The following is a 23413-nucleotide window of genomic DNA, read 5'->3' as shown; positions in this document are numbered from 1 at the left end:
CGTTGGTTAGTCTCGCCTTTTTTGTTTAGTCGCCGCGGGACCTTCTCTAAGACGCAGCGCCAGCCGACGGCCGACGACTAAACAAAAAAGGCGAGACTAACCAACGTCCCCTCGCCACCGGTAGCGCCGTTGCCGCACAATGGGTAATCCACCGGCCATGGCGCGTATCAACGAGAACTTTCTGAAGCTGCAGGCTGGCTACCTGTTTCCGGAGATTGGCCGACGGGTCGGGGCCTTCCAGAAGGCCAATCCGGACGCCGCGATCATCAAACTGGGCATCGGCGACGTGACGAAGCCGCTCGTGCCGGCGATCGTCGAGGCGTTCCACGCCGGGGTCGACGAGATGGCCGTCGAGCAGACGTTCCACGGCTACGGACCGGAGCAGGGCTACGGCTTCTTGCTCGATCTGATTCGTGAGAACGACTACGAGTCTCGGGGTGTCTCGATCGAGAACGACGAGATCTTCGTCTCGGACGGCTCGAAGTGCGACAGCGGGAACATCCAGGAGATTTTCGGCCTGGACAACGTGGTGGCCTTGGCCGACCCCGTCTACCCGGTCTACCTCGACACGAACGTCATGGCCGGCCGAACGGGCGAAGCGGACGACGCCGGCCACTACGCCGGGATCGTCTACATGCCGGCCGTCGCCGAGAACGGGTTCAACCCCGAGCCGCCGTCCGGCGCCGTCGACCTCATCTACCTGTGCTCGCCGAACAATCCGACCGGCACGGTGTCGACCAAGGAGCAACTCGCGGCGTGGGTCGCGTACGCGAAGAAGAACGACGCGATCATCCTTTTCGATGCCGCGTACGAGGGCTTCATCTCCGATCCTTCGCTGCCGCGATCGATCTATGAAGTCGAAGGCGCCCGCGACGTCGCGATCGAGTTCCGCAGCTTCTCGAAGAGTGCGGGTTTCACTGGGACGCGTTGCGCCTTCACGGTCGTGCCGAAGACCGTGATGGGCAAGACGGCTTCGGGTGAAGAGGTCTCGCTGAATGGCCTGTGGAACCGCCGCCACACGACGAAGTTCAACGGTGTCTCCTACCCCGTGCAGAAGGCCGCGGCCGCGGTGTACTCCCCGGAAGGGCGGCGACAGACGAACGATGTCGTCCGCTTCTACATGGAGAACGCGCGCATGATCCGAGAGGGCCTGTCCAAGACCGGACTCGAGGTCTACGGAGGCGAGAACGCGCCGTACATCTGGTTCCGTACTCCGGCGGGTCTGGGGTCCTGGGACTTCTTCGACAAGCTGCTCGAGAAGACGCATGTCGTGGGGACTCCCGGCTCGGGCTTCGGTCCGTCGGGCGAGGGTTACTTCCGCCTCTCCGCGTTCAACTCGCGTGAGAAGGTGGAGGAGGCGATTTCCCGCGTGACCGAGGCGACCTGGTGAGCGACGACCGTCCCCTCCGAATCCTGCACGTCGTTCAGGGGTACGCCCCGGCAGTAGGGGGCACCGAGCGCGTCATCCAGCGGCTCTCGGAAGAACTCGTCTCGCAGTTCGGGGACGATGTGACGGTCTTCACCAGTGATTGCTACAGCGCCGAAGCGTTTCCGCGCCCGGGCCACCCGCACCTGAAGCCCGGGATCGAGACGTGCGGCGGCGTCTCGATTCGGCGATTTCACGTCGTGCGGTCCCTCGGGCCGGTGCTGAAGCCTATCCAGGAAGTCGCGTTTCGGTTGGGCCTGCCGCTGAACCAGTATCTGCGCACGTGGTACGCCGGGCCGATCATCCCCGGGCTGACCGAGGCGGTCCGCGCGCACCCGGCCGACGTCGTGGTGGCTTCGTCCTTCCCCCTTCGCCACATGTACCAAGCCTTGCGCGGCGCACGCCGTGGCGGACGGCCCTGTATCCTCGTGGGCGGCATGCACCCCGAGGATCGCTGGGGCTACGACCGGGGGATGATCCATCGCGCGATTCGACAGGCGGATCTCTACATTGCCTACACCGGCTTCGAGGCCGAGCACGTCGTTGCGGAGGGGGCGCCGCTCGAGAACGTCGAGGTGATCGGACTCGGTGTCGATCCCGAGCCGTTCGACGCGGTCGATCCGGTCGCGGCGAAGCAGGCCCTCGGATTTGGGGAGCATCCGGTCGTCGGATTCATCGGGCAACTCGGTGTCCACAAGGGAGTCGACACGTTGCTCGACGCGATGCCGGCGATCTGGGCCCGTCGCCCGGAGACGCGTCTTCTCATCGCCGGTTCGCACACGGAGTTTGCAGCACAGATCGAGGCGCGCGTGGCGCAGTACGATCCCGGGTCTCGGCGCAAGGTAATGTTGCACTATGACTTCAAAGAGGACGAGAAGCCGCGCCTCTTCTCCGCCATCGACGCCTTCGTATACCCGTCGGGATATGAGTCCTTCGGCGTGGCGTTCCTCGAAGCGTGGTCGGCCTCGAAGCCTGTGATCGGTTGCCGCCGCGGTGCCGTCCCGGACGTGGTGCGCGACGGGCAGGACGGCGTGCTCGTCCCGTTTCGTGATGCGGCCGCTCTCGCCTCGGCGGCGCTCGGCCTCGTGGAGAACCCCGAGTGGGCACGGGGGATGGGTTTGATGGGCCGAGAGCGCGTTCGAAACCGTCACACGTGGCCTGCCGTCGCGCGGCGTTTTCGCGAGAGCTACGTACGGACCGCCGCGCGCGGCTAAGGCGACTCGTCTGGTCGCCGGAGAACGACCAGGTCCTGGTAAGTGTGCATCCCCGCCGGGATGTAGTCGACGATCTCGAACGTTCGCGACCAGTGCCGCATCGTGTAGCGGCGGGTCTGGAATACCGCGCGATAGTACCCTGGGGGCGCAACCGTACCGAGGCGAGGATCTTCACCCAGATCGTCGAATCCACGGGCCTCCGGCGTCCCTACGCGAAGGCGTTTGAGCCTTCGGCGCCAACGGTCCGCTCCCTGGAAGTGGAGGGATGCGGCAAAATCGCCGTGGACGGACACGACCAGGAGCCCCCCGGGTGCGAGGACCCGCCGCAGTTCCGCAAGCCACGCTTCCTGCATGGGCTCGGTCAGATGTGTGAACACCGAGCACCCGATCACGAGATCGAAGAAGCGGTCCTCGTAGGGCGTGGGCGGCTCGGGCGAGGCGTGCTCGAAGTGTCCCGTCGGAAGGCTCTCGCGACACCAGGCGACGGAATCGCCGTCGATGTCGCAGCCATGCACCTCTGGGACCGGTCCGTCGTGCAGGAAGTGGACCGTGTTGCGCCCGCCGCCGCAGCCCCAGTCGAGCATCCGGCGTATCGAGCTCAGCGGGCGATGTCGCTCCACCGCACCGCGGAACTCGGAGTACGACCGCAGGCCTTCCGCGCGGTAGTACTCGGGACTCGATCGGCCGATGGTGCGTTCCAGAATTTCGGCGGGCGGCAACGGAACGAAGGTCTCGAGGTCGCTGCGGAACGGTGTCCGAAGCCGGGCAATGGCCCGTCCGCCGGCCCGCCCTTCAATCTCGATCTCGCCCGCGTGCGGAGGGCCGTCGATCCGGAAGTCAAACCCGGTGTGGGCCGAGTGCCGAAGGTGCGGATACACCTGAAGTACGTCTTCTCGGTCGGTCGGAGGGCACGCCTGACGTGGCTCGCCGTCGACGAGGAGGACCAGCTCTTCGAGCGGGCTCGTCGGCACGAGCATCCACCCGCGCACCAGGAGCGAGCCGCCCTCGTTTCGTACTTCCTCGAAATGCCCGCGCGCCAGCTTCACCGACTTCCCCGGACCGGAGTCAAAGCACGGTGCTGCGGACGTCGCTACCGGAGATAGCCCAGGGCCTCGAGCTGCTTGCGGAGGTCGGCATCGATTGCAGTCGCGCCGCGAGACCTCGGTGCGGGGGCGTTCTTCCACAGGACTTCGAGTTCTTCACGCAAGTGCTCCGCCTCCGCAGGCGGATCGCCTGCGAGGTCGACGATCTCAGCGGCGTCGTTCCTCAGGTCGAAGATTCGGTGGATCTCGCCGTTCGTTTTCCGGATGAGCTTATGGTCCTTGGTTCGGATCGAGGATCTCCAGCCGCCCTGTTGCCAGGTGGCGCCTGGGCCGAAAGAGAGCACGGACGTCGCCTCAGCCCCCCCCCCGTCCTCGGAGAGCGGCAGCAGGCGGCCCGCGCTTTCCGGCAGCGTCTTCGCGCCTGCGAGGTAGACAAGTGTCGCACTGAGGTCGACGAGTTCGACGAGCGCGCTGGTCCGCCGAGGTCGTTTTCCGGGTGCTCGAATCAGGAGCGGAACGTGAATCTGCTCGTCGAAGAGATACTCGCCCGGGTGTTGGAAGGCTCCGTGTTCGAGGAACTGCTCCCCGTGGTCGGCAGTCAGGACGACGACGGTCGTTTCGAGGAGATCCAGAAGCTCGAGCTGCTCGACGATTCGGCAGACCTCGCCGTCGACGTAGAGCAGGTTGTCGTCGTAGCAGTCGACCGCGTCCTGCCTTAGGGCCCGAGCCGCCTCGGGGCTCTTCTCCGTCGCGTCCAAGAGAACGGACCCTCGACCGTCGAACCCCGCGTCCTTCGAACCGCACCGACCCCAGCGTGACCGAGGCGGGGCATACGGTGCGTGCGGCTGGAGGTAGTGGGCCAACACGAAGCTCGGACGGGTTCGCGGGGTGGCGAGAAACTCCAAGGTGGATTCCGTCATGAGTTCGGCGCGTACGACGCCATCGACGCCACGCTCCTCCGCAGCGGCGGTGCGGAAGAGCTCACGGATGTCGTCGAAGCCACGCGTGAGCCCGAAGGCCTTCCCCAAGAACGGGTTGGCGGTGATGAGCGCCGTCTCGTAGCCCTTCGCTCGGATGGCTTCGGCCACGGTCGGGATGTCGGTGTTCAGAAGAACATTCGGCCGAACGCCGTGCGTCGGTGCATGGGTACCGGTCAAGAGAGACGCCATCGAGACGAGGGTCATCGGTCCCTGAGCGAACGCTTCGGTGAAGACCACGGACTCGTCCGCAAGACGGTCGATGCACGGGGTCGTTTCGCGGTGGTAGCCGAGGCTGTGCACGTGGTCGGCGCGCAGCGCATCGAGAACAACCAGGAGGACCGACGGCGGTGTGTCTGTCGAACGTGAGGCCGCAGTGCTCCGCTCGAGCCCGATGTGGTCCAGAACGATCGGGTACGCATTGTCGTTCGTCAGCAGGATCTCGGTGTCTCCGGTGGGAGGGGCGGACAGCTCGAGCAAGTCCGAGCCGTCCTCGTCGGCCTTGGGCCCGAACGGCACTCCCAGCGTCTTCCCACCGGACCGGGAGAAGACGGAGAGCACGGTCGCCGCCGGAGCCCCGCCCGCCGTGCGTAGGCGTAGCGAGGCGTCTTCTCGGATCCGCGTCTTCCAAGAGATTCCGGTATGGGCGGGTAGATGGAGCCGGCCGGCGTCGTCGGCCCAGCCGGTTGCGCCGGAGCCCGCAGGAGACTTCGTGCTGGGCCCACCGTCGCCCACGCGCAGGAAGTCGAGGGCGACGGCGAGAGTCCGCTTCTGTCCAGCGGGCTCTTCGAACGACCCGACGAAATCGAGGTCGAGCAGATTCGTCCCTGCGCTTAGAGCCCCGGCCGGCACCGGCACAGAGTATTCCTGCCATCCCTCGGCGATCTCCGTTACGTCCAATGCCGCACCGGCAATTGAGACCGTCATCGAGATCGGCGCGGGCGGTCCATACGCGCGGAAGGTCAGCTTTGAGCCCGCGGGGCCGAGTGCCCGCAGCTTCAGCGCCGCATGAGGCCCCTCGGCCCAAACGTAGGTCGAAGTGCCGTCGCTTTCGTCCAGGAGCCAACCCGACGCGAGCGCGCGATCCCGTCGTGCTTCCCGCGTTCCGAGATCGATCTCTCGGGTCGGGAGAAGCGGGTCGGCGGCGGCGAGGTGCGCGAGGAGATCGAGTCGTTCGACGCCTGCGTGCGCGCCCGGCGCACCTGCGAGTGCGACGACGATTGCCAGAATCGCCCGGCAGCCCGTGTGAGTACAGAGGCTCTTGAGTCGACTGCCCGCCAAGGTGGACACGGTTCTAGCAAAGGGGCGACGTGAACGCCGACCCGAACGTCGGACGAACGTCCTGCCTCGAGTGCTGGTGCATCGTAAGCGACAAGGCGTTGGTGCCATGTCGCCTGCGGTGCACTAGGAGCCGGCGCCGGTTGGGATGAGGGCGACCGACGGCAGTCGCTGGCCGGCGGCGAATGTGCCGAGCGATTGGCTGTAGAGCCCCAGGTAGTTGCCCTCGCCGGGGTCGACGTCGAAGAAGACCTTCCCGCTGCTGTCGAGCGTGATGCCGTCTGCGAGTGTTTGCAGGTTGCTCAGCAGGACGCCGTTCACCAGTGCGGGCTGCGTGATCAGGCGTTTGCCGGAGGCGTCGAAGAAGACGGCCATTGCGTTGTCCGACCGTCCGCTCACGCCGAACGGCACGCCGTAGTCGTCCTGGAACGTTGCGAGCAGGACCCGGTTCCCGTCAAGCTCTGGAGGTTCGAGGGTCTGCGGGTTGAAGTAGACCGGGATCACGAGGACCTCGGGTGCGAAGCGCTCGTACGCGACGTCCGCACCGTCGACGACGGTTCCGGAGGGAGGTCGTTTGCCGTCCCCATCGACCGCGGAGCGGGCGAACGGATTCTGACCGAAGCCCGACCCGAGTGCGAGGTTCGCGAGGGTGAAGACCCCGGTGAGCGGGCCTGGTGGCACCACCGCCCGGCGATCGTCGGGTCCCTCGACTGGAGTCACGAGTGCGAGCCCGGCGTGCCCGATGGCTCCGCCATCGGCGAAGCTCTTCGGGTCGATGATCACGTTAGCGGCGGGCAGGATCTCGACGACGGCGTCTGCCACACGGCTGTCGAGGCCCGCGTCGTAAAACGCGACTTCGACGAATACGCGCTCGTCCGTCGTGTTCGCGACGCCGAGGAACGGAATGCGATCGGCGCGGGCGTCGTACAGAAAGATCAGCTGGTCCCCCGAGACGTCGGGGACTTCGAGCGCGCGCACCTGCGTCCACACGAGCAGGGCGCAACCGAGGGTGAGCGCCGCCACAGCGCGCGTCGTCGTCTTCGAGACGGTCTTCACGTGCGAGTGATCATCCCAGGACCGGGAGGTCAGTCAAGCGAGACCAGCGAGGGCGGCGACCATCCAAGAGGCCGTTATACTGCGGACGTTCGATTTCGGGGGTCTGCGCTCAGGGGTGCTACGAGGCGTAGCGCGAAGATGGGCGCGAGTTCCGTTGGTCTCGCCGCTGGTGCGGGCTTCTCATCGATTCTCCTGGAGCGACGTCGTTGGTTTTGGAAGTCGGGGTTCCCCGCGTCGCGTTTCGCGATGCGTTGCTCCTGCGGGGTCGGCCCCGTCCTCTCGTACTGACGATCTCTCTCGATGGTCGTCCCTTGGCAACGCACTGGCTGACCCCGTGGACGCGCACGATCGAGGTCCCGCTCAGGGCTTCTGCGACCGATGCGGTGCGGCAATTGAGTTTCGCGTTGAACCGCACTTGGACGTCGCGGCACGGAGACGATCCACAGCAGATGGGGATTCAGCTGCATGGAGTGACCGTCGTCGAGGCGATCTACTACCTGCAGGCATTGGCCGCTGGGCCCGGCTCGTCCTCGTTCAACCTGCGGCTGCAGCGCGTTGCCCAAGAGTCGAATCTCGACCAGCTCGCGCCGCTCGTTCCGTGAGGGGTGTACGCGAAGTACAGTTCCTGCCGCTGCATGTTCCGGCCAGAAATAGCGGCGCCCGCGCCTAGGGCACCGAGAGCGTGAAGCCTCCGTCCGAATCGCCGGTCGTCGACGAGAACGCAATGAACGGCGGATTGAGCACCATCACGTATGCTGCGCCGTTCTGTGCGGCCGCCGGAACCTGGAACGTGAGCTGGTTCGACGAGATGACGTTCAGTGCGATGTTCGCCGTTCCCCCGCCGCTTAGCCCGCCGAGATTGGCGACTCCACCGGCGGTCTGGGCGAAGAAGTTGATCACCGACAGCGAGGAGAACCCGGCGCCGTTGACCGTGACCGTCGTGCTGCTTTGGCTGATCGAGGTGATGTCGAGCGCTTCGCCGATCGGAACCGAGACGGCATTCGAAAGCACGTTGCCCGTGTAAGGAGTGTTCACGACCTGCAGAGCACCCGGACCGGTGACGGTCCCTGGGGGGATCGTGATCTCGAACGATGTGCTTGTCCACCCGGACACCGGTGCGAGCGGCCCGACGTTACCGGCCGCAGTGAAGAGGTTCACAAGGGGGCTGTTGAAGCCCGTACCGGTGAGGACGATCGTGGTCCCGGCGGCGACGATGGTCTCGACGTTGTTGGTCGGGATTGTCGGATCGAGCGCGCTCAGGGCCACGCCGTCCACCGTCAGGATGGTCGGGATGTTCTCCCCGGCAGAACCGAAGAGTGCCTGGCTCTGCAGCGTGGACAGCTGGAAGCTCTGGTCGGTGTTTACGATCAGGAGCGAGACGAAGCCGTTCCCGAGCGGAAGCGTGTTCGGCACGTCCCACGTGAGTGAGGTCGGGGTCCATGCTGAGGGGGTGAACGGTCCGAAGTCGGCCGGTCCCGACGCAGTTGCGATGAACGCGAGGACGACCGAGCCGGCGGTGAACTGAGAGCCGTCGAGCACGGAAGTCTCGCCGACGACGATGGGCGCGGCGATCGGATCCAGGATGGGCTTTCCCGGTGGCAGGATCGGTGTTCCGGTCGGTGCCGGGGTTGGTGTGGGCGACGGAGTCGCCGTGGGAACCGGCGTCGGGGTTGGTGTCGGCGTCGGAGTGGGGGTCGGGGTTGGTGTCGGCGTCGGAGTGGGGGTCGGGGTTGGTGTCGGCGTCGGGGTGGGGGTCGGGGTTGGTGTCGGCGTCGGAGTGGGGGTCGGAGTCGACGTGGGCGTCGGGCTCGGGGGCGCTACGGTGCAGTCCGCCTCGCATCCGTCGCCGGGCGTGAGGTTCCCATCGTCGCATTCCTCACCGCACTCGAGGATGAAATCACCACAGACGTCGTCCACTCGCTGGCAGAGGCCGGCGCAGCCGTCGCAGCTCGCGCTGCCGCCGTCGTCGCAGACCTCGCCACCGGAGACGACGCCGTCGCCGCAGTAGCCGCAGGCGGCGATCGTCACGTCCTGCAGGAGCGTGGGGGCGGGCGAGACCGACCCGGTGACGACCGGTACCAACGATAGGTAGAAGAGTTCGTTCTCCGTCTCGGCGATCAGGTCGCCGGTGATGGTCGTCTGACCGCCGGTCTTGAAGGTGGTTTGACCGAAGCCCGGGAACGCCAGAGTGGACCGGGAGTCCAGCTCTCCGCCGGCCAGGACGTTGAGATCACAAGTCGCCATCTCGATTCGGCCCCCGATGCTCTCAGGGTTGCCGTTACCGCGCACGGTGATCTTGTCGAAGATGTCGATTGTGTGAGGCGACAGGACCAGTACGTCGGCGCCGAATCCGGGGGACGAACCGTCGATGTCCCCGAGGTAGGAGCTTCGTCCGGTGGTGATGTCGATTGCCCCGCCGGCGCCAAAAAAGCCTCCGGTGGAGGTTGAAATTGAGCTCGTGGCGCCCTGGATGAAGTCGAGGCGGGCGTCGAACACGAGGTCTCCACCGAAGCAGTGGAGGCCACCCTTCACGTCGATCTCTCCGTCCACGATGATGCTGCCGCCCGTGTCGAGGTACATCGACGCGCCGTCGCCGCAATCCTCATCGGGACCGACGCCACCCTGTCCGCGGAGAATGGCGCCCGGGGAGACGACCATGTCACCACCGCTCATGGCGTCCAGTTCGCCGGCTTCGCCATCGGGGTTTCCGCCCGACAGGAGGACCGTGTCGTTGAACGTGATGGAGCCGCCGGCGAAGAACGTGATGTCCCCGCCGCCGAAGTCCTGACCCTCGGCCGTCAACTTGGCATCCACGAGGATGTCGAGCCCTGCGGTGATGTTGATGTCGCCACCGCCCGCGAAGTCACCACCGGCTTCGGCAGAGAACTCTTCGCCGATCGTCACCGATCCGGCGGCTTGGACGTCGATGTCGCCCCCGGTTGCGTCTTCACCCTGGGCGCTCGCATCGAGGAGGCCGTCGAGAATCGCATCGCCGGCGGAGATGATGTTGATGTCGCCGCCCTCGATGTCGTCGGCGGACACGTCGATCCTCGAGCGCGTCGAGCCGGTCGTTTCCATCGTGATGTTGCCGACGACCGACTGCAGGGTAACCCGGGCGCGATCACCGTTGTTGTTCGCGCCGGACGGATCACCCAGGACCCGCGCGTTCGGCTTCATCGTGATCTCGTCCGCGGTGATCGAGATGACACGCGGGTTGATGCCCGCGCCCACCCGCAGGAAGGCCCCCGAGTTGATCACCAGCGATTGACCCGTGAAGTCCAAGGCGGAGCCAGGGTCGATCGTGACGTCGCTCGTGACGACGCAGGGGTTGCCGGTGCACAGGTCGCTCTCGACCGTCGCACGCACGGACGTAGAGAGGAGTACAACCGCTGCGGCGGTGAGGAATGAGATAGTGAGTTTGTTCACGACACGCTTTCTTCTTGGGGGTGGGTCCAGACCTGACGACGTTCGTCGCCGGTTGCGGGCGAGCGCCCGCTGAACTAGCCCGAGGCTACCACGGCGAATTTTTCTGAGTGCGAAAAAAGTGCGGGAATCTGCCGGTCGTCGCTCGCCAAAGAACTTAAGAAAAACAGCTATTTAAGAGGGTTTGGCTGGGGCGGGATCGCGTCGCCGAGCGCCGTCGGCCCAGTGGCCTCTCGGCAGGGTCGCTCAGGGCGGTGGAGCCCCGTGAATCTGCGCCGCGATCACGTTGTCCCGGATCGCCCAGTAGCTGGTCTCTCTCGCCTTCACCCGCCGGTGCCAGGCCTGGTAGCCGCTTCGTTCGGTGATTCCGACCCAATTGACGCTGATCGACAGCACGACGAGCAAGACGGCGATGATCTTACGGGGAGCGGTCGTCGCCCAACGTTCGTACCCGACCGCCATCAGCAGCCCCCAAGCCGGTATCGTTTCGGTGAGGAGACGCGGACCGTAGGTCCAGCCGCCATGCCAGCCGATCCATGTCGCGCAGAGGAGGGTCTGAAGGACGCTGCCGAGAAGGAGCGCAGCGAGCGCGCGTTCCCGGTTCGGGCCGGAGGGGAGGAACCATCTTCGGGCTTGGCCGAGGCCGGCGAGGCCGAGCAGGAGTGCCGGAGAGAAGACGAATAGGCCGCGCGAAGGCGAGATCAACAAGCCCGCGAGGCCCCAATGCGTCGGAGTCGACCAGTTTCCTCGCGAGTACTTCTCCAGGGCGTAGCCGCCGGTCGCCGGCGCGTCGAAGAAGTGCGCGTTGTACGCCCAGAGGGCGAACAGCGGTAAGGCCGCACCTACTCCGAGTAGAACCGCGGTACGCCACCTCCGGTCCACGAGCGCGGAGAGGCCGGCGGCACCCAGCATCAGACCGGTCATCGCACGCGTGAGAACTGCCATGCCGAATGTGAAGCCGGATGCGAGCGCCAGCAGAGTGCCGCGCCGCAGCGAGGTTGGCTCGCGCCACAGGAAGCACGTGCCGAGTAGAATCCAGAACGTCGCGGGGCCGTGCGCCCATCCGGCCTGTGCAGCCGTGCTCATCAGCGTTGTTCCGAGGCCGACGACGAGGGTCGCCGGCAGCGCGCCCCGTGGGGCGACCTGGACGGCGAGCCAGTAGAAGAGCGCGGTGGCCGCCGCGGTGAACGCCGAACCGGTCCGCTTGCCGAGCCAGCGCATCTCTTCGTAGGTAGGTAGGGGTGCGCCGTACCAGGCGATCGGTGCCAGGAAGGGCGTTGCTGCGATGCCGATTCCAGGGGGGTATTTCGAAGCCCGCCCGGCAGGGCTCGACAGGACGACGCGATTGAACCGGTGGATCTCGGGGTACCGCTCGAGACTCAGGTCGCCGTGGCGGACAAGTGACCAGGCGACATAAGCTGTCGGGATGGCGTCGATTTCCTCCAGGACGAGGCGGTTCGATTGATAGACGCCGAAGCACAGGATTCCGATGAGGACCGTCTTCCACAATGCGGGTGGTGTGTGCGTCGCTGGAGCCACTGAGTGGTCCTATGCCATGCGGCGCGCGGGGCTGCGACCGGTCCGGTGTTCCAAGAGTGGGGTTCACGCGACACGTGAACCCCGCCGATAGTAGGAGGGGAATTCCCTCCGCATGGGCACAGTCATTACTCACACTCTGATCCTCGCGATTTCGCTTTCGGTGGTTGTCGCGGACTCGGCGCCTGCCGCAGTCGATCCCGATGCGCGCATCTCTATCGGCGCGAGCAACCTGATCAGCAATCACCTGAACACCACCAATGCGACCGGCCTGTTCTACCCCTACGACATCGTCGTCGATCCGTCGGTCGCACACACGAGGGTCTACGTCGCCGACACGTTCAACAGTCGAGTCATTGCCTTCGAGTGTGCGGGTGCCTCTTGTGATCTCCCGACCGAGGCGACTGCGGTGCGTGTCTTCGGCCAGCTGGACTTCAGTCAGGGGCTCCGCAATCACGGGCACACCGGGGTCGTCGGCTCGATGACCATGAGCTTCCCGCGCGGGGTGGCCGTGGCCAGCGACGGGACGCTCTACGTCGCGGATACCGGGAATCATCGCGTGCTTCGCTTCTCGGACCCCTGGAACGATCCGACTGCCGACGTGGCACTCGGTCAGGTCTCGCTTGGCACCGGAGTGGCGGGTTCGTCCTCGGCCGGGCTCAATTCGCCAGAAGGCGTTGCCGTCGACAGTGGTGGTTCGGTCTGGGTCGCGGATACGGCGAACCATCGCGTTCTCAAGTTCTCGTCGGTCGTCACCGGGGCCGCGTCGAGCTTGCAGATCGGGGGCCCCGGGGCCGCCTCGACGACGACCCTGAGTTCCCCCACGGATGTCGCCTTCGACTCCTCCGGCCGGCTCTTCGTCGCGGACAAGGGTTTCAGCCGTGTGCTGACGTACGCGACCCCGCTGGTCGGCGGCAAGGCGGCATCGATCGTCTTCGGTCAGGGCGGCAGCTTCTCGAGCGGGGTCGCGAACAAGAATGGCCTGTCGGCGTCGAGCCTCGCTTTCCCGGAAAAGCTGCTCCTCGATTCCTCGAATCGGCTGTGGGTGGGTGATTCGGCGAACAACCGCGTGCTCGAGTTCGATACGCCGGTTTCGAGCCAGACCGCGGCGCGCGTGTTCGGCCAGGCGGATCGCGATCAGACCCCGACCTTCTCTACGAACATCCACGACGCGCCGGACGGCTTTCCGAGCGCTGCGGGCGTCTGGGGCGCCCGCGGGATCGCGCGCGATGCGAGCGGAACCCTGCTGGTCTGCGATCGCGACAATAGCCGGGTCTTGCAGTTTGAGGATCCGACCGGTGCCGTGCCGGGGGCAGTTACCGCAGACCGTGTCCTCGGGAAGGACTTGTTCATCGGCGCGTTCGCGAACGAGCCCTCCGATGATCGGATGAACAACCCTACGGGTGTGGCGGTCGACTCCTCCGTTTCCCCGGCGCGATTGTGGGTGGTGGACATCGGGAACAACCGACTTCTCGGGTATGCCTCGACCGACGCGCTGGCAACCGGCCAGCCCGCGGATCTCGTGCTCGGCCAGGCAGGCTTTGCAGAAGGACATACGAATGCTGCGCTCAACAGTCCCCTGCAGGATGGGGCCGACGCGGTCGCGAACGCTTCGTCGCTTTTCTTTGCGGAAGGCGTCGCGGTGGACGGCGTCGGTGCGGTGTACGTCGCCGACACCAGCAACAGTCGAATCCTGCGCTTCGACGATCCTTTCGCGAACGACGGCACCGCGGACGGAGTGCTGGGCCAGGACGACTTCAGTGATCGCAACCCGCATTGGCCCTGGGGTGCGGCAGAGAGCTTGGCCGGTCCGCGCGGCGTGGATGTCGATGGATCGGGTGACGTCTGGGTGGCCGACACGCTCGATCATCGGGTCGTCCGTTTTGCCTCGGGAGCCTCGTCCGCGAACCTGGTTCTCGGTCAGAGCACGTTCGTTTCGCTGAGTGTTTTTCCCCCGTACTCGTCCGGCTGTTCCGCGACACAGATGAAGAGCCCGGGGAACGTGCACGCGGCTGCGAGCGGGAGGGTCTACGTTGCAGACACGTTCAATCATCGAGTTCTCGTCTTCTCTCCGCCGTTCTCCAACGGGATGAGCGCGACCACGATTTTCGGTCAGAGCAACTACACTTCGTGTGCGGCGAACCGGGGTGGGAGCGTCGGTGCGCTGACCCTGAACGAGCCGATGGGCATCTACGAGGACGGGGCCGGCAACGTCTACATCACAGACAGCGGGAACAGCCGAACGCTGGTCTTTCACACCCCGTTTGGGAGTGGTGACCTGGTGCCCGACGAAGTGCTCGGCCAGCCGGACTTCACGACCAACACCGTGACGCCTCCAGATGCAGACACGCAGGCGAATCCCGCCGGGCTCGATATGGATCCGTCGGGGCGGCTCTTCATCGCCGATCGTGAGAACTCGCGGGTCACCTGGTTCGATTCGAACGGGGGCAACGCGATCGGGCTCGACCCGAGCCCCGTCCCGATGGTCGCCGGGCAGTTCTTCTTCCTGACCGGATCGAGCTTCACGCCGGGGTCGCAGGTGAAGCTCTTCGTTGCGACGGCTTCGGGCCCGGAGGACTTCGGAGCGTACGTTCCGAACTTCATCACGCCGGGCCTCCTTTGGTTCTTCGTGCCGCCCGAGGTCACGCTCGGCAATGGTTTCGTGACAGCAGTCGTGATCAACACGGACGAGGGCTTCATCCAGTCGCCGTCGCAGAGTCAGCTCCTGTTCGGCGACCCGACTCGGAATATGCCGACGGTCCTCGCGATCGACGGCATTCCTCTCACTGCGGTCGACCCGACGATCCCGACGGCGAATATCGAGACCGTCATCTCCCAGGGCTCGACGATTTGGATCGAAGGCACGGGCTTCAACGGCCCTCTCGTGAATCTCTTCACCGCGGTTGGGAACGTCGGACCGCTCAGTCCGCTCGCCGGCGGAACCGACACCTCGTTCCAGATCGAAATCCCGGCCGGTACGGTGACGGGGCCCGGTTCATTCCAGGTGGTCAATAACCCGTACACGGGGACGGTCATCTCCAATGCCGTGTCCGTGCCGATCGGACAAGCGCTCGACATCACGTCGATCAGTCAGGACGGAACGACGATCGCGGTCGACGGCGCCGGCTTCTCGGCGCTCTCCGTGATCAACTTCTTCGCTCAGACCGGCGGTGGCGTCGAGAATTTCGGCGGTCTCGACGGCGGCGGGGCATCCAACATCCCGCTTACCATCGTCTCGGAGAACCAGTTCACCTTCCAGGTGCCGGCCGGCGCTCAGGGCGGTGCCGCCTACGTGATGGTGCTGAACCCCCCGTTCATTCCATTCTCGTCGACTACGGGCGATGAAGATGGCGGGTTCACGCTGAACTGAGTCGTTCCGTCCTACCGGGCGCGGAACAGAACGAGGTCCTGCTCGCTCGTGACCGGCTCTTGAGTTGCTGTCCAGAACCCGGGGAGAATCCGCTCCACTTCGAGTCCCGCCTGGGCCGCCAGTTCATCGATCCGTTCGCGTGAAAACGCGATGACGTTCTCGGGGAATTCGGGGTCGTGCACGGCGACGCCGCGCTCGTCTTCGAGTGGGTGCTCAAACTCATAGAGCTCGCACGCTGACGTTCCCTTGCCCTCGTAGCGATCGAGAATGAAGAAGCTGTACAGGCACTTGCCGCCCGGGCGCAGGACGCGGCGCGTCTGCTGAAGGTAGTTCAGGGCGGTGTTGGGCGTGAGGTGGGTGAACACCGACGCCGCGTACGCCATGTCGAAGGTCGCGTCTTCGTAGGGAAAGACGTACTGGTCGGCCGGAATAGCGCCGCCAGGGTTGTAAGTCCCGTTGAAGATGTCGGCCACCGTGAATCGGAGGTGTGGGTAGCGGCTCTGGATCTCCCTCCGCGCGAACTCGATCTGCGTCGGCAGGATGTCGAGGCCCTCGTAGCGGCCAGGTGGCTGGAGCAGGTCGACAAGCCCGAGCATCGTGCGGCCGTGGTTGCAGCCGACCTCGAGGACGCTGGAGCCGGCCCGGAGTCCGCACAAGAGGACGAGGTACGACCGGTACTCCCAGGCCCACCGCAGGAAATGGGAGACGGGATCCTGGGGGCCCACCCACAGGTCACGCGGCGGTATGAGTTCCTCGAGGTCGGGCCAGAAGGTAGGGCCCCAGCCGTCGCCGCTTTGCGCCGCTAGCGGCTCCGGCGCCGGTTGGGAACTACGTCGTCGGAACCATCCCATTGCGCTGTACTTGGCAACCTGACCGCCCGGCCGCAACCGGTCGGGGGAGGCTCTTGCCCGCGACTGACGTGAACCGGTACGCCAGTGCGTCCGGAGCCGACTCGTCATGAGAGCCCTGCACGTCTTTCCGCTGTTCTCTGCGGACCGAACCAACGGTGCGTCGCACCACACGTTCGTCCTGAGTCGGCATCTCCAGTCGCTGGGCGTTGAAGTGGAGATCTTCTCGACGACGACGTCCGCGATCGTTCCTCACGCAGCCTTCGGGCTGAAATGGCCCGACCGCCTCCCGCGAGAAGAAACGGCCGCGGGACTCCGCGTTCGCCGGTTTCCCGTCACCTTCTCGCCGTCCGTTAAGCTGGGCCGTGCGTTCTCGAAGGAGATTCTGGAGAGATGGGAGACCGAAGCGCTCCCCGCGGGGGCTGCGTTCGATGAGTGGCTTCGCGCGGCCAACTCCCGCCCGCGTCGATACGATTGGATGAGTGCCATCGGCCGCGGGCCGACGTCGCTCGGGCTACTCGCGGCGATCGCGCGGGAGAGCAAGAACATCGACGTGATTCTCGTCGGCTACGCCCCGTTCTCGATGGTGGGGCAGGTCACGTGGCTGGCGCGGGCCCTTCGCAAACCCGTGGTCGTTCTTCCGCTCTTCCACGCCAACGATCCGTACCATCACTTCCGGTCGGTCTACGGGAGCTTCGAGCGCGCGGACCGTGTTCTCGTGGAGACTCCCTACGCCGTGGATCTCTTCCGTCGCGCGTTTCCAAAGAGCACGCCCGTGGAGATTGGCGTCGGCGTCGAACCCGAGGATTTCCGGGATGAAGCCGTTTCGGGCGAGCGGTTTCGCAGCCTGCATGGCTTGGGGGACAAGCCGATCGTGCTGATGGTGGGCCGCAAGGAGCCCGCGAAGCGCTGGGATCTCTCGGTCCAGGCGATTGATCGCGTGAAGAAGGCCGGGGCGACCCTGGTTCTCGTCGGTCGGGAGGTCGATGGCCTGCCCATCGAGTCCTCGCGCGTTCTCCACCTGACGGACGTCGACGATCAGGCGCTGCGTGACGCCTATGACGCGTGCAACGTGCTCGTCCATCCGTCGGAGAACGAGAGCTTCGGCTTGGTCTTGCTCGAGGCCTGGATGCGGCAGAAGCCGGTGATCGGCAGTCGGGTGTGCGGAGCTGTCGCGTCGGTCATCTCGGAGGATGTGGACGGCCTCCTCTGCGACGGCGCGGACGATCTCGCCGCCAAGATCGATCGCCTCCTGGACGCACCGGAGTTGGCGGCACGCTTTGGTCGAGCGGGGCGCGAGAAGGCGAGGTCGCGCTACCCGTGGGCCCACATCGCGGGCCGCGTGAAAGCGACCTACCAAGAACTGCTCGAGCGCTAGGAGCTGCTGGTGGTTGCCGCGGTGGTCAGTGGATCAGCGGTCTCGAGCGTGAGCGAGCCGAGTCCCATTCCCAGCGGGCGGCCGATCGAATCGACGACGGGCCTGTCGGAGATGAGTTGGAGTTCGTACGTGCCTGGTCCGATTTCGCAGTTGATCGTCTGCGTCGACCAGGCCTGCGTGAGAGTTGCCAGCGGGCTCTGCCAGACCGGAGTCAACTCGCCGAGGCGCCGGGCGACGAGCTGAACGTGCTGCGCTTCGCGTGGGCTGATGGCGGTGATGTTCAGTCGCGAGACCGGTTGCTCGAGCCGAATCAGAACCGAGGCTGCGGCTGTCGCCCAGCGGAACGCGCGACGGCCATCGTGCTCGGCGGGGTACCAGCCGTAGAGCAGGCTCTCGGCGTGGTCGCCGGTCTCGACGCTCACATGTGCCGACGTCGGTCGCGGCGGGACCTCGGGGACGTGTTCTTCTGGCAGCGGCGCCGGGTACTGTTTCCACGTGCGAGCGAACAGCCCCCAGTATCGGCCGGGGTCGACCTTCCTGCGGCGCCGCATCGCTAACGCCGATCCGAGATGTCTAAGATTCCAGCCCCACGCGCGGAGGGGGATGTCGCGGAGTCCTGCGATCCGGAGATAGCGAAGAATCTCGTACTCGTGGAAAAACCAGAACGGTAGGTGGCGCAGCGGGAAGAACTTGAACACGGTCCGGATCCGATTGCGCTCACAGAGGTAGACCTTCTGATGATTTGTCGTAGTCGACGAGCCATACTCGTGATCGATCCAGGCCTCGGGACACACGACCACCCGCTTGCCCGCGTTCCAGACGGCGATGCCGAGCTCGACGTCGTCGTAGTAGTTGAAGATGATGTCATCGAACGGACCGATCTCATCCATCGTCGCGCGGCGAATGAGCATCCCACAACCCATCGGATAGAGTACGTCGGTAGGGATGTTGGCGAACTCGTACGAGGCGTGGAAGCAGTGATCGCCGCCGTAGCCTCGAAGGTTCAGCGTGCCCCCGGCGCCGTTCACGATGATCTTCTTCTTGTTGAAAAAGACGAGCGAAGCGACGGCACCCACGGAGTCATCGCGGAACATCCGGACCGCGTTCTCGAGCCACGTGGGTGCGGGGTACCCGTCGTTGTCCACGAAGGCGATGATGTCGCCTCGTGCGTGCTCGAGGCCGACGTTCCGGCCACCAGGAACACCGCAGTTCTCCTTCGACCAGACGACTCGCACGCGCTCGTCGGCTTCGTAGGCGCGAAGGACGTCATCGCTCCCGTCGCTCGACGCGTTGTCGACGACGATGATCTCGTAGTCCTCGAACGTCTGCACCAGCAGGTGCTCGACGCACTTCCGGACGAGCTCAGCCCCGTTGTAGTTGAGCACGATGACGCTGACGGCGGGTGTGGCGCGATGGGCGCGTGTCGTCATCGCGTCGCCACGACGTAGTAGTCGGTGCTGGAGTAGAGCAGGTCGCTCAGGAAGTTCGTCGATCGATCGAATTCGGCGTTGCGTTCGCCGGATTCCTGCGGCGACGTGGGTTCGGCGGGCAATGGGGGAATCCGGACCGCGCCCGCGGCGGGTGGGATCATGTGGATTTCGATCTCCTCGAAGCCGGCCGCGCGCAGGAGCTCTTCGAGCAGCCAAGGGTGAACGAGCCGCCGATGGGTCGGGTCGAGCCAGAACCAGCGATAGATGACCTGCAGGCACTCCGGGTTGAGTGTCTCCAGCACGACGCGGCCGCCGGGATGCACCTTGTCACGAATGAGTTCGAGTAGCTCCACGAGATCTTGCGACGACAAATGCTCGATGAACTGAGCGGAAAACACGCCTCCGAGCGAGGCATCGGGGAGCTCCGCCAGGTGTCGCAGGGAATCGGCGCGGACCACGTCGAGGCCGCGATCCATGCAGGTCTGCACCATGCCTTCGTCGAGGTCGACGCCGCTGGAGGGTACGTCGGCCCGACGGCACGCGTCGAGGAAGCGGCCGGTGCCACACGACACGTCGAGGACGTTCCGAAGCCCGACGAAGCCGTTTGCGTAGTCGGTGTATCGCTGTTCCGCGTCGCGCGTGATGTTCGCGAAACGCTTGTTCCAATCGAGGGAGCGGAAGAGATCCGACCGATCGAGGATTTCCTCTCGGCGCCGTGTCGGCCCGCCGGGTTGTCCAGTGCGGCTCTCGCGGAGGGAGGAGATCTCTCGCTGGTGTCTCTCGAGGGCGTGTCTAACTTCGTCGAAGGAAGCGACGGAAGCGCGATTGAACTGGCGTTGCTCGCCGGTGAAGGTGCGCAACAAGGAGAGGAGCGTGCGGATGGCAAATTGCCCGACGCGACGCCGGATCCAGCCGCTCTCCGCCATGGCCGGTGCGGATTGGCCGACATTCTCGAGTCGTCTTGCGTAGCTGACGGCCGTCGCGAGGCCGAGAAGCGATTCGGAAGAAACGCCGTCGCCGAGGGCAGTCGGGGCTGTGGCAGGAGATCGTCTGTGTTCCGCTAGGAGTAGGCGGAGGCGCTGCAGCGCAACGTCTACCTGGTTATCCGTCTCCGTCGGGTCCACGGTCCGGTCCGGGGTAGCACGCCTCGCACCACGGTGCAGCGGTGCGAGGCGTCTACGGGATGCCGAATCGTCTACGGGCCGACGCTGAGCGTGAAGGCGCCCTCGGCGTCCCCTGTCGTCGAAGAGAACGGGATGAAGGGCGGGTTCAGAACCATGACGTAGGCCGCTCCGGCTTGTGCTGTGGCCGGGACCTCGAAGGTGAACTGGTTCTCGGAGACGATGGTAAGCGGGATGTTCGATGCCCCGCCGCCGTCGAGGCCGCCGAGGTTCGCGACACCGCCGGCGGTTTGAGCGAAGAAATTGATGACGGAGAGAGCGGAGAAGCCCGTTCCGTTCACTGTGACCGTCGTGCCGGCCTGGCTGATCGAAGTGATGTCCAGTGCGTCACCGATCGGGACCGAGACGGCGTTCGAGATGACGTTTCCGGTGTACGGGTTGTTCACGACCTGGAAGGAGCCGGGTCCCGTCACGGTGCTTGGGGGGATCACGATGTCGAACGAGTTCGCGGTCGCGCCCGGCTCAGGCGACAGCGGTCCGACGTTGCCCGCGGCGGTGAAGAGGTTCACCAGCGGGAAGTTGAACCCGGTGCCGGTGATCGTCACGGTCGACCCCTGCGCGATGATCGTCTCGACGTTCGCCGTCGGAATGGTCGGGTCCACTGCGGTGAGCGGCGTCCCGTCGATGGTCAGGATCGTCGGAATGTTGAGCGTCGGATCTCCGAAGAGCAGCTGACTCTGGGTCGGGGACTGCACGTAGTTCTCGTCGGTGTTGACGACTCGAGCCGTGCCGAAACCGTTCCCGAGAGGGATGGAGGGGTCGATGTCCCATGTCATCGTGGTCGTCGACTGCGTCGTCGGGCTGAATGGTCCGTAAGAGACCGGGCCGGCCGACGTGGCGACGTACAGGAGGATCACCGACCCCGGCGAGAATCCGATGCCGGTCAGAGTTGCGGGATCTCCCACCACGAACTCCGTCGCCGGCTGATCCAACAACAGTCCACCCGGTGCATCCACCATCACCCAGTCCGGCACGATGGCGAGCCCGGCACCGACCTTGGTGTCGTCGCCGACGTCTTCGATATCGACCGCTGTGCCGATGAACCACTCTTTCACGGTATCAGGCGTAAGCTTCGGAAGACCGTGGTTGACCCGGTGGCTCTGCATGAGCGCGACCATCGCAGCCACATGCGCCGAGGCGGCTGAGGTCCCGTTGAACGTCCAGTCGCTAACGAAGTCGAACTCGGTGACGGCGAAGTTCTCGACGATGCCGGGGCCGCCGATGTCGGGCTTGAGCGGGCCGGAGGCCGCCGGGCCCTGGGAGCTGGTCTCGGTCACCTCGTCCTCGAAGAACGCGTCGATCTCGGACACCGTGATCGCGCTCTCCACGACGGCGAGATCCGAGAGGCTGCCCGGAGTGTTGTAGAAGGTGAATTCGTCGACGCCGGTGCCGCAGGCGATCCGGAACTCGGGCCACGCAGTCTGCGCGCCCTTGCGGGTGTCCTCCACCGACAGGTAGTAATAGTGCTCGTCGAATTCACCGTCGAAGATTTCGATGGGCTTCTCGAAGAACCCTCCGAGGACTCGGCGCGTGGAGGCGACGTTCGTTGCACCGTCGTCGCCGGGGCAGATCGGCTCGTCGTTCTCCGAGCCATCGTCGTATTCGTGGAGGCGCATCTTGAAGTCCGTAGCGTCCGGGAAGCCGTCCTCGACGGCGCTCCAGCACTTGAGGGTAATCTTCTCGTCGTCGTAGTGATCGTCGTCGAACAGAATCGGGTTCAGGGCCATCTCGATGATGTCCTCGAACTTGTGGAACTTGCTGTTGTCGCTGGCGTCGTTGCAGATGTAGTTCTCGTGCGCGTTGTCGCACTCGAGGCACGGTACGAACTGTTCCTGGAGATGTCGCTTCGCTTCGTTCCCCGCAGCGACGACGACGACGCTTCCGAGCCCGACGGCGTACTCGATGTCGTCGGTGAAGCGGTTGGTTCCACCGGCGAGGTTGCTCGTCGGGTCGCTCATCGTCTCGATGTGCGTGAGCGGAATGTGAATCACGTCGAAGCCCTGGTCCGCCGCGTGACGGATCGAGTACTCGATGCCGTCAATGCTCTCCACGCCGTAGAGCTTGATCGTGGCGCCCGGTGCCATCTCATATATGACCTCTGCTGACGCCGTGCCGTGTTCGCGGTCGTCGTGCGTGTTGAGGTCGGCGTTCTGGAAGGTGTTGTTCGAGCCGACCTGACGGAACATGTCGCTGATGGCGATCGATTTCAGCTCGTCGTCGATGTCGCCGATCGTATCGGTGAGGACTTCGTAGTCCTTGTCGATGATAGCCACGCTGATGCCCGTGCCGGTCTCGCCGGCTGCGTGTGCGAGGTCCGCCAGTGTGAGCTCGATGCCTTCACTGTCCCAGACTCCGGCCGAGACCGGAGCCACCGGCTCACGGATCCAACGGATGAACGGAAGCTTCGCGAGGTCCTTCTTTGCGTCCACCGGCATCCAGGCTTCGAGCGTGTCGAAGTTGATGACAGCGGTGGGGCCGAGGTCGACCCCGTGATCGGCTAGGATGGCGAGGGTCTCGCTGAGGGTGTCGCGCGGGTCGAAGGAGCGGAACAGCGGGAGATCGGAGCTGCGAGCCTCGGCGATCGCTTGGATGCGGTCCTCGCTGGCGGCACGGTCTGCTGCCGGGAAGCCGGCGGCCTTCAGGACGATGTCGACGCGCCGCATCGTGGGGGCGCCCCTCTCGGTGGTTCCCTCACCTCGTGCGGGCCCGGCGAACGCCAGCCAGACCACCATGGCGGCCAGAAGGATTCCTGCGTGGAGCAGCCAGGAGGGCTGTTGCGAGGCGCTGATCGCTCGAGCGGCAACCGGCCGCGGGTTCATATTCCTGCGAAGCTTCAAAGGGAGTCTCCTTGGGGGGTGTACGATTCGACTCAGGAGAGGAGGGTGCAGGGAACAGCCGGGAGGAGGGGGCGGGGTACGTCGATCCTTTAGCCATGCAACGGTGATGCCGTCGTTCGATGGAGAATGCTGGGCTTTAGGCAGCTCATTTTCTTGCAGAAATGCACGATGCCGCGTCTTTGAGGCACGCCTCGATAGCGTATGCATGAGGCCCTGTCGCCGGTCGGCATTCGGGTGTCGCCCGGGGGACACAGCGCGTCCGTCCTCGGGGCGCGCTCGGCTTGGAGTGTGCATGGGGTCTCGCCAGTGCCGCTCTGGGAAACGGTCATCCTCGCCGACAGGACAACCTGTGTCCAGTGGGTGTTCCCCCCAGCCCGACCTTGGGGCCGTGAGCGGCCGGGGTTCGCGAATCCCCG

The 23413-nt window shown here is 65.3% G+C and carries 14 protein-coding genes; 5 read left to right on the top strand and 9 right to left on the bottom strand.

From position 1 onward, the window contains the following. Positions 1-157: 157 nt before the first annotated feature. Both P8R42_15225 and P8R42_15220 read left to right on the top strand, forming a co-directional pair. Complete coding sequence (locus P8R42_15225) at positions 158-1390, top strand: LL-diaminopimelate aminotransferase (GenBank protein MDG2305967.1); 1233 nt, start codon at positions 158-160, stop codon at positions 1388-1390. Next, positions 1387-2640 carry a glycosyltransferase family 4 protein gene (locus P8R42_15220; GenBank protein MDG2305966.1) on the top strand — a complete coding sequence of 418 codons (1254 nt, stop codon included), beginning with the start codon at positions 1387-1389 and terminating at the stop codon, positions 2638-2640. The genes P8R42_15225 and P8R42_15220 overlap by 4 nt, the downstream gene beginning before the upstream one ends. Here P8R42_15220 and P8R42_15215 read toward each other — a convergent pair. The 3 genes from P8R42_15215 to P8R42_15205 form a co-directional block, all read right to left on the bottom strand. Beyond that, positions 2637-3686, bottom strand: a complete 1050-nt coding sequence (locus P8R42_15215; protein ID MDG2305965.1) for a class I SAM-dependent methyltransferase — start codon at positions 3684-3686, stop codon at positions 2637-2639. The genes P8R42_15220 and P8R42_15215 overlap by 4 nt on opposite strands. Before the next feature lie 44 nt (positions 3687-3730). Continuing rightward, positions 3731-5950: a sulfatase gene (locus P8R42_15210; GenBank protein ID MDG2305964.1), complete on the bottom strand. Its 2220-nt coding sequence runs from the start codon at positions 5948-5950 to the stop codon at positions 3731-3733. Positions 5951-6064: 114 nt separating this feature from the next. Then, positions 6065-6994 carry a hypothetical protein gene (locus P8R42_15205; protein MDG2305963.1) on the bottom strand — a complete coding sequence of 310 codons (930 nt, stop codon included), beginning with the start codon at positions 6992-6994 and terminating at the stop codon, positions 6065-6067. A 206-nt stretch (positions 6995-7200) separates the two neighbouring features. Here P8R42_15205 and P8R42_15200 point away from each other — a divergent pair, with 206 nt between their 5' ends. Next, positions 7201-7596 carry a hypothetical protein gene (locus P8R42_15200; protein ID MDG2305962.1) on the top strand — a complete coding sequence of 132 codons (396 nt, stop codon included), beginning with the start codon at positions 7201-7203 and terminating at the stop codon, positions 7594-7596. Positions 7597-7660: 64 nt separating this feature from the next. Here the strand turns inward: P8R42_15200 and P8R42_15195 are convergent, their stop codons facing one another. Both P8R42_15195 and P8R42_15190 read right to left on the bottom strand, forming a co-directional pair. Beyond that, a complete protein-coding gene (locus P8R42_15195; protein MDG2305961.1) occupies positions 7661-10420 on the bottom strand; it encodes a hypothetical protein in 2760 nt (919 codons plus the stop codon). A gap of 243 nt (positions 10421-10663) precedes the next feature. Beyond that, positions 10664-11956 carry a hypothetical protein gene (locus tag P8R42_15190; GenBank protein MDG2305960.1) on the bottom strand — a complete coding sequence of 431 codons (1293 nt, stop codon included), beginning with the start codon at positions 11954-11956 and terminating at the stop codon, positions 10664-10666. A 112-nt stretch (positions 11957-12068) separates the two neighbouring features. On the opposite strand from P8R42_15190, the gene P8R42_15185 reads away from it, so the two are divergent. After that, on the top strand, positions 12069-15323 hold the full coding sequence (locus tag P8R42_15185) for an NHL repeat-containing protein (protein ID MDG2305959.1): 3255 nt from the start codon (positions 12069-12071) through the stop codon (positions 15321-15323). Positions 15324-15334: 11 nt separating this feature from the next. Here the strand turns inward: P8R42_15185 and P8R42_15180 are convergent, their stop codons facing one another. Continuing rightward, on the bottom strand, positions 15335-16174 hold the full coding sequence (locus P8R42_15180; protein ID MDG2305958.1) for a class I SAM-dependent methyltransferase: 840 nt from the start codon (positions 16172-16174) through the stop codon (positions 15335-15337). Positions 16175-16280: 106 nt separating this feature from the next. Between P8R42_15180 and P8R42_15175 the strand changes: the two genes are divergently transcribed. Then, on the top strand, positions 16281-17549 hold the full coding sequence (locus P8R42_15175) for a glycosyltransferase family 4 protein (GenBank protein MDG2305957.1): 1269 nt from the start codon (positions 16281-16283) through the stop codon (positions 17547-17549). Here the strand turns inward: P8R42_15175 and P8R42_15170 are convergent. The 3 genes from P8R42_15170 to P8R42_15160 all read right to left on the bottom strand — a co-directional run bounded on the left by P8R42_15170 (position 17546) and on the right by P8R42_15160 (position 22997). Continuing rightward, positions 17546-18979 (bottom strand): glycosyltransferase family 2 protein, encoded by a 1434-nt coding sequence (locus tag P8R42_15170; GenBank protein ID MDG2305956.1) that lies wholly within the window; start codon positions 18977-18979, stop codon positions 17546-17548. The two genes, P8R42_15175 and P8R42_15170, sit on opposite strands and share 4 nt — an antisense overlap. Continuing rightward, on the bottom strand, positions 18976-20103 hold the full coding sequence (locus P8R42_15165; protein ID MDG2305955.1) for a class I SAM-dependent methyltransferase: 1128 nt from the start codon (positions 20101-20103) through the stop codon (positions 18976-18978). The genes P8R42_15170 and P8R42_15165 overlap by 4 nt, the downstream gene beginning before the upstream one ends. 71 nt (positions 20104-20174) lie before the next feature. Beyond that, positions 20175-22997 carry a S8 family serine peptidase gene (locus P8R42_15160; GenBank protein MDG2305954.1) on the bottom strand — a complete coding sequence of 941 codons (2823 nt, stop codon included), beginning with the start codon at positions 22995-22997 and terminating at the stop codon, positions 20175-20177. Between the last annotated feature and the right edge of the window lie 416 nt (positions 22998-23413).

Source organism: Candidatus Binatia bacterium (assembly GCA_029243485.1).
Classification (GTDB): domain Bacteria; phylum Desulfobacterota; class Binatia; order UBA12015; family UBA12015; genus VGTG01.
This window is presented reverse-complemented; position numbering and strand designations above follow the sequence as displayed.

Bases quoted from the DNA above. Each gene is read 5' to 3' on its own strand.
- P8R42_15225 (MDG2305967.1), top strand. From the start codon at position 158: ATGGCGCGTATCAACGAGAACTTTCTGAAGCTGCAGGCTGGCTACCTG.
- P8R42_15185 (MDG2305959.1), top strand. From the start codon at position 12,069: ATGGGCACAGTCATTACTCACACTCTGATCCTCGCGATTTCGCTTTCG.
- P8R42_15180 (MDG2305958.1), bottom strand. From the start codon at position 16,174: ATGGGATGGTTCCGACGACGTAGTTCCCAACCGGCGCCGGAGCCGCTA.
- P8R42_15175 (MDG2305957.1), top strand. From the start codon at position 16,281: ATGAGAGCCCTGCACGTCTTTCCGCTGTTCTCTGCGGACCGAACCAAC.
- P8R42_15170 (MDG2305956.1), bottom strand. From the start codon at position 18,979: ATGACGACACGCGCCCATCGCGCCACACCCGCCGTCAGCGTCATCGTG.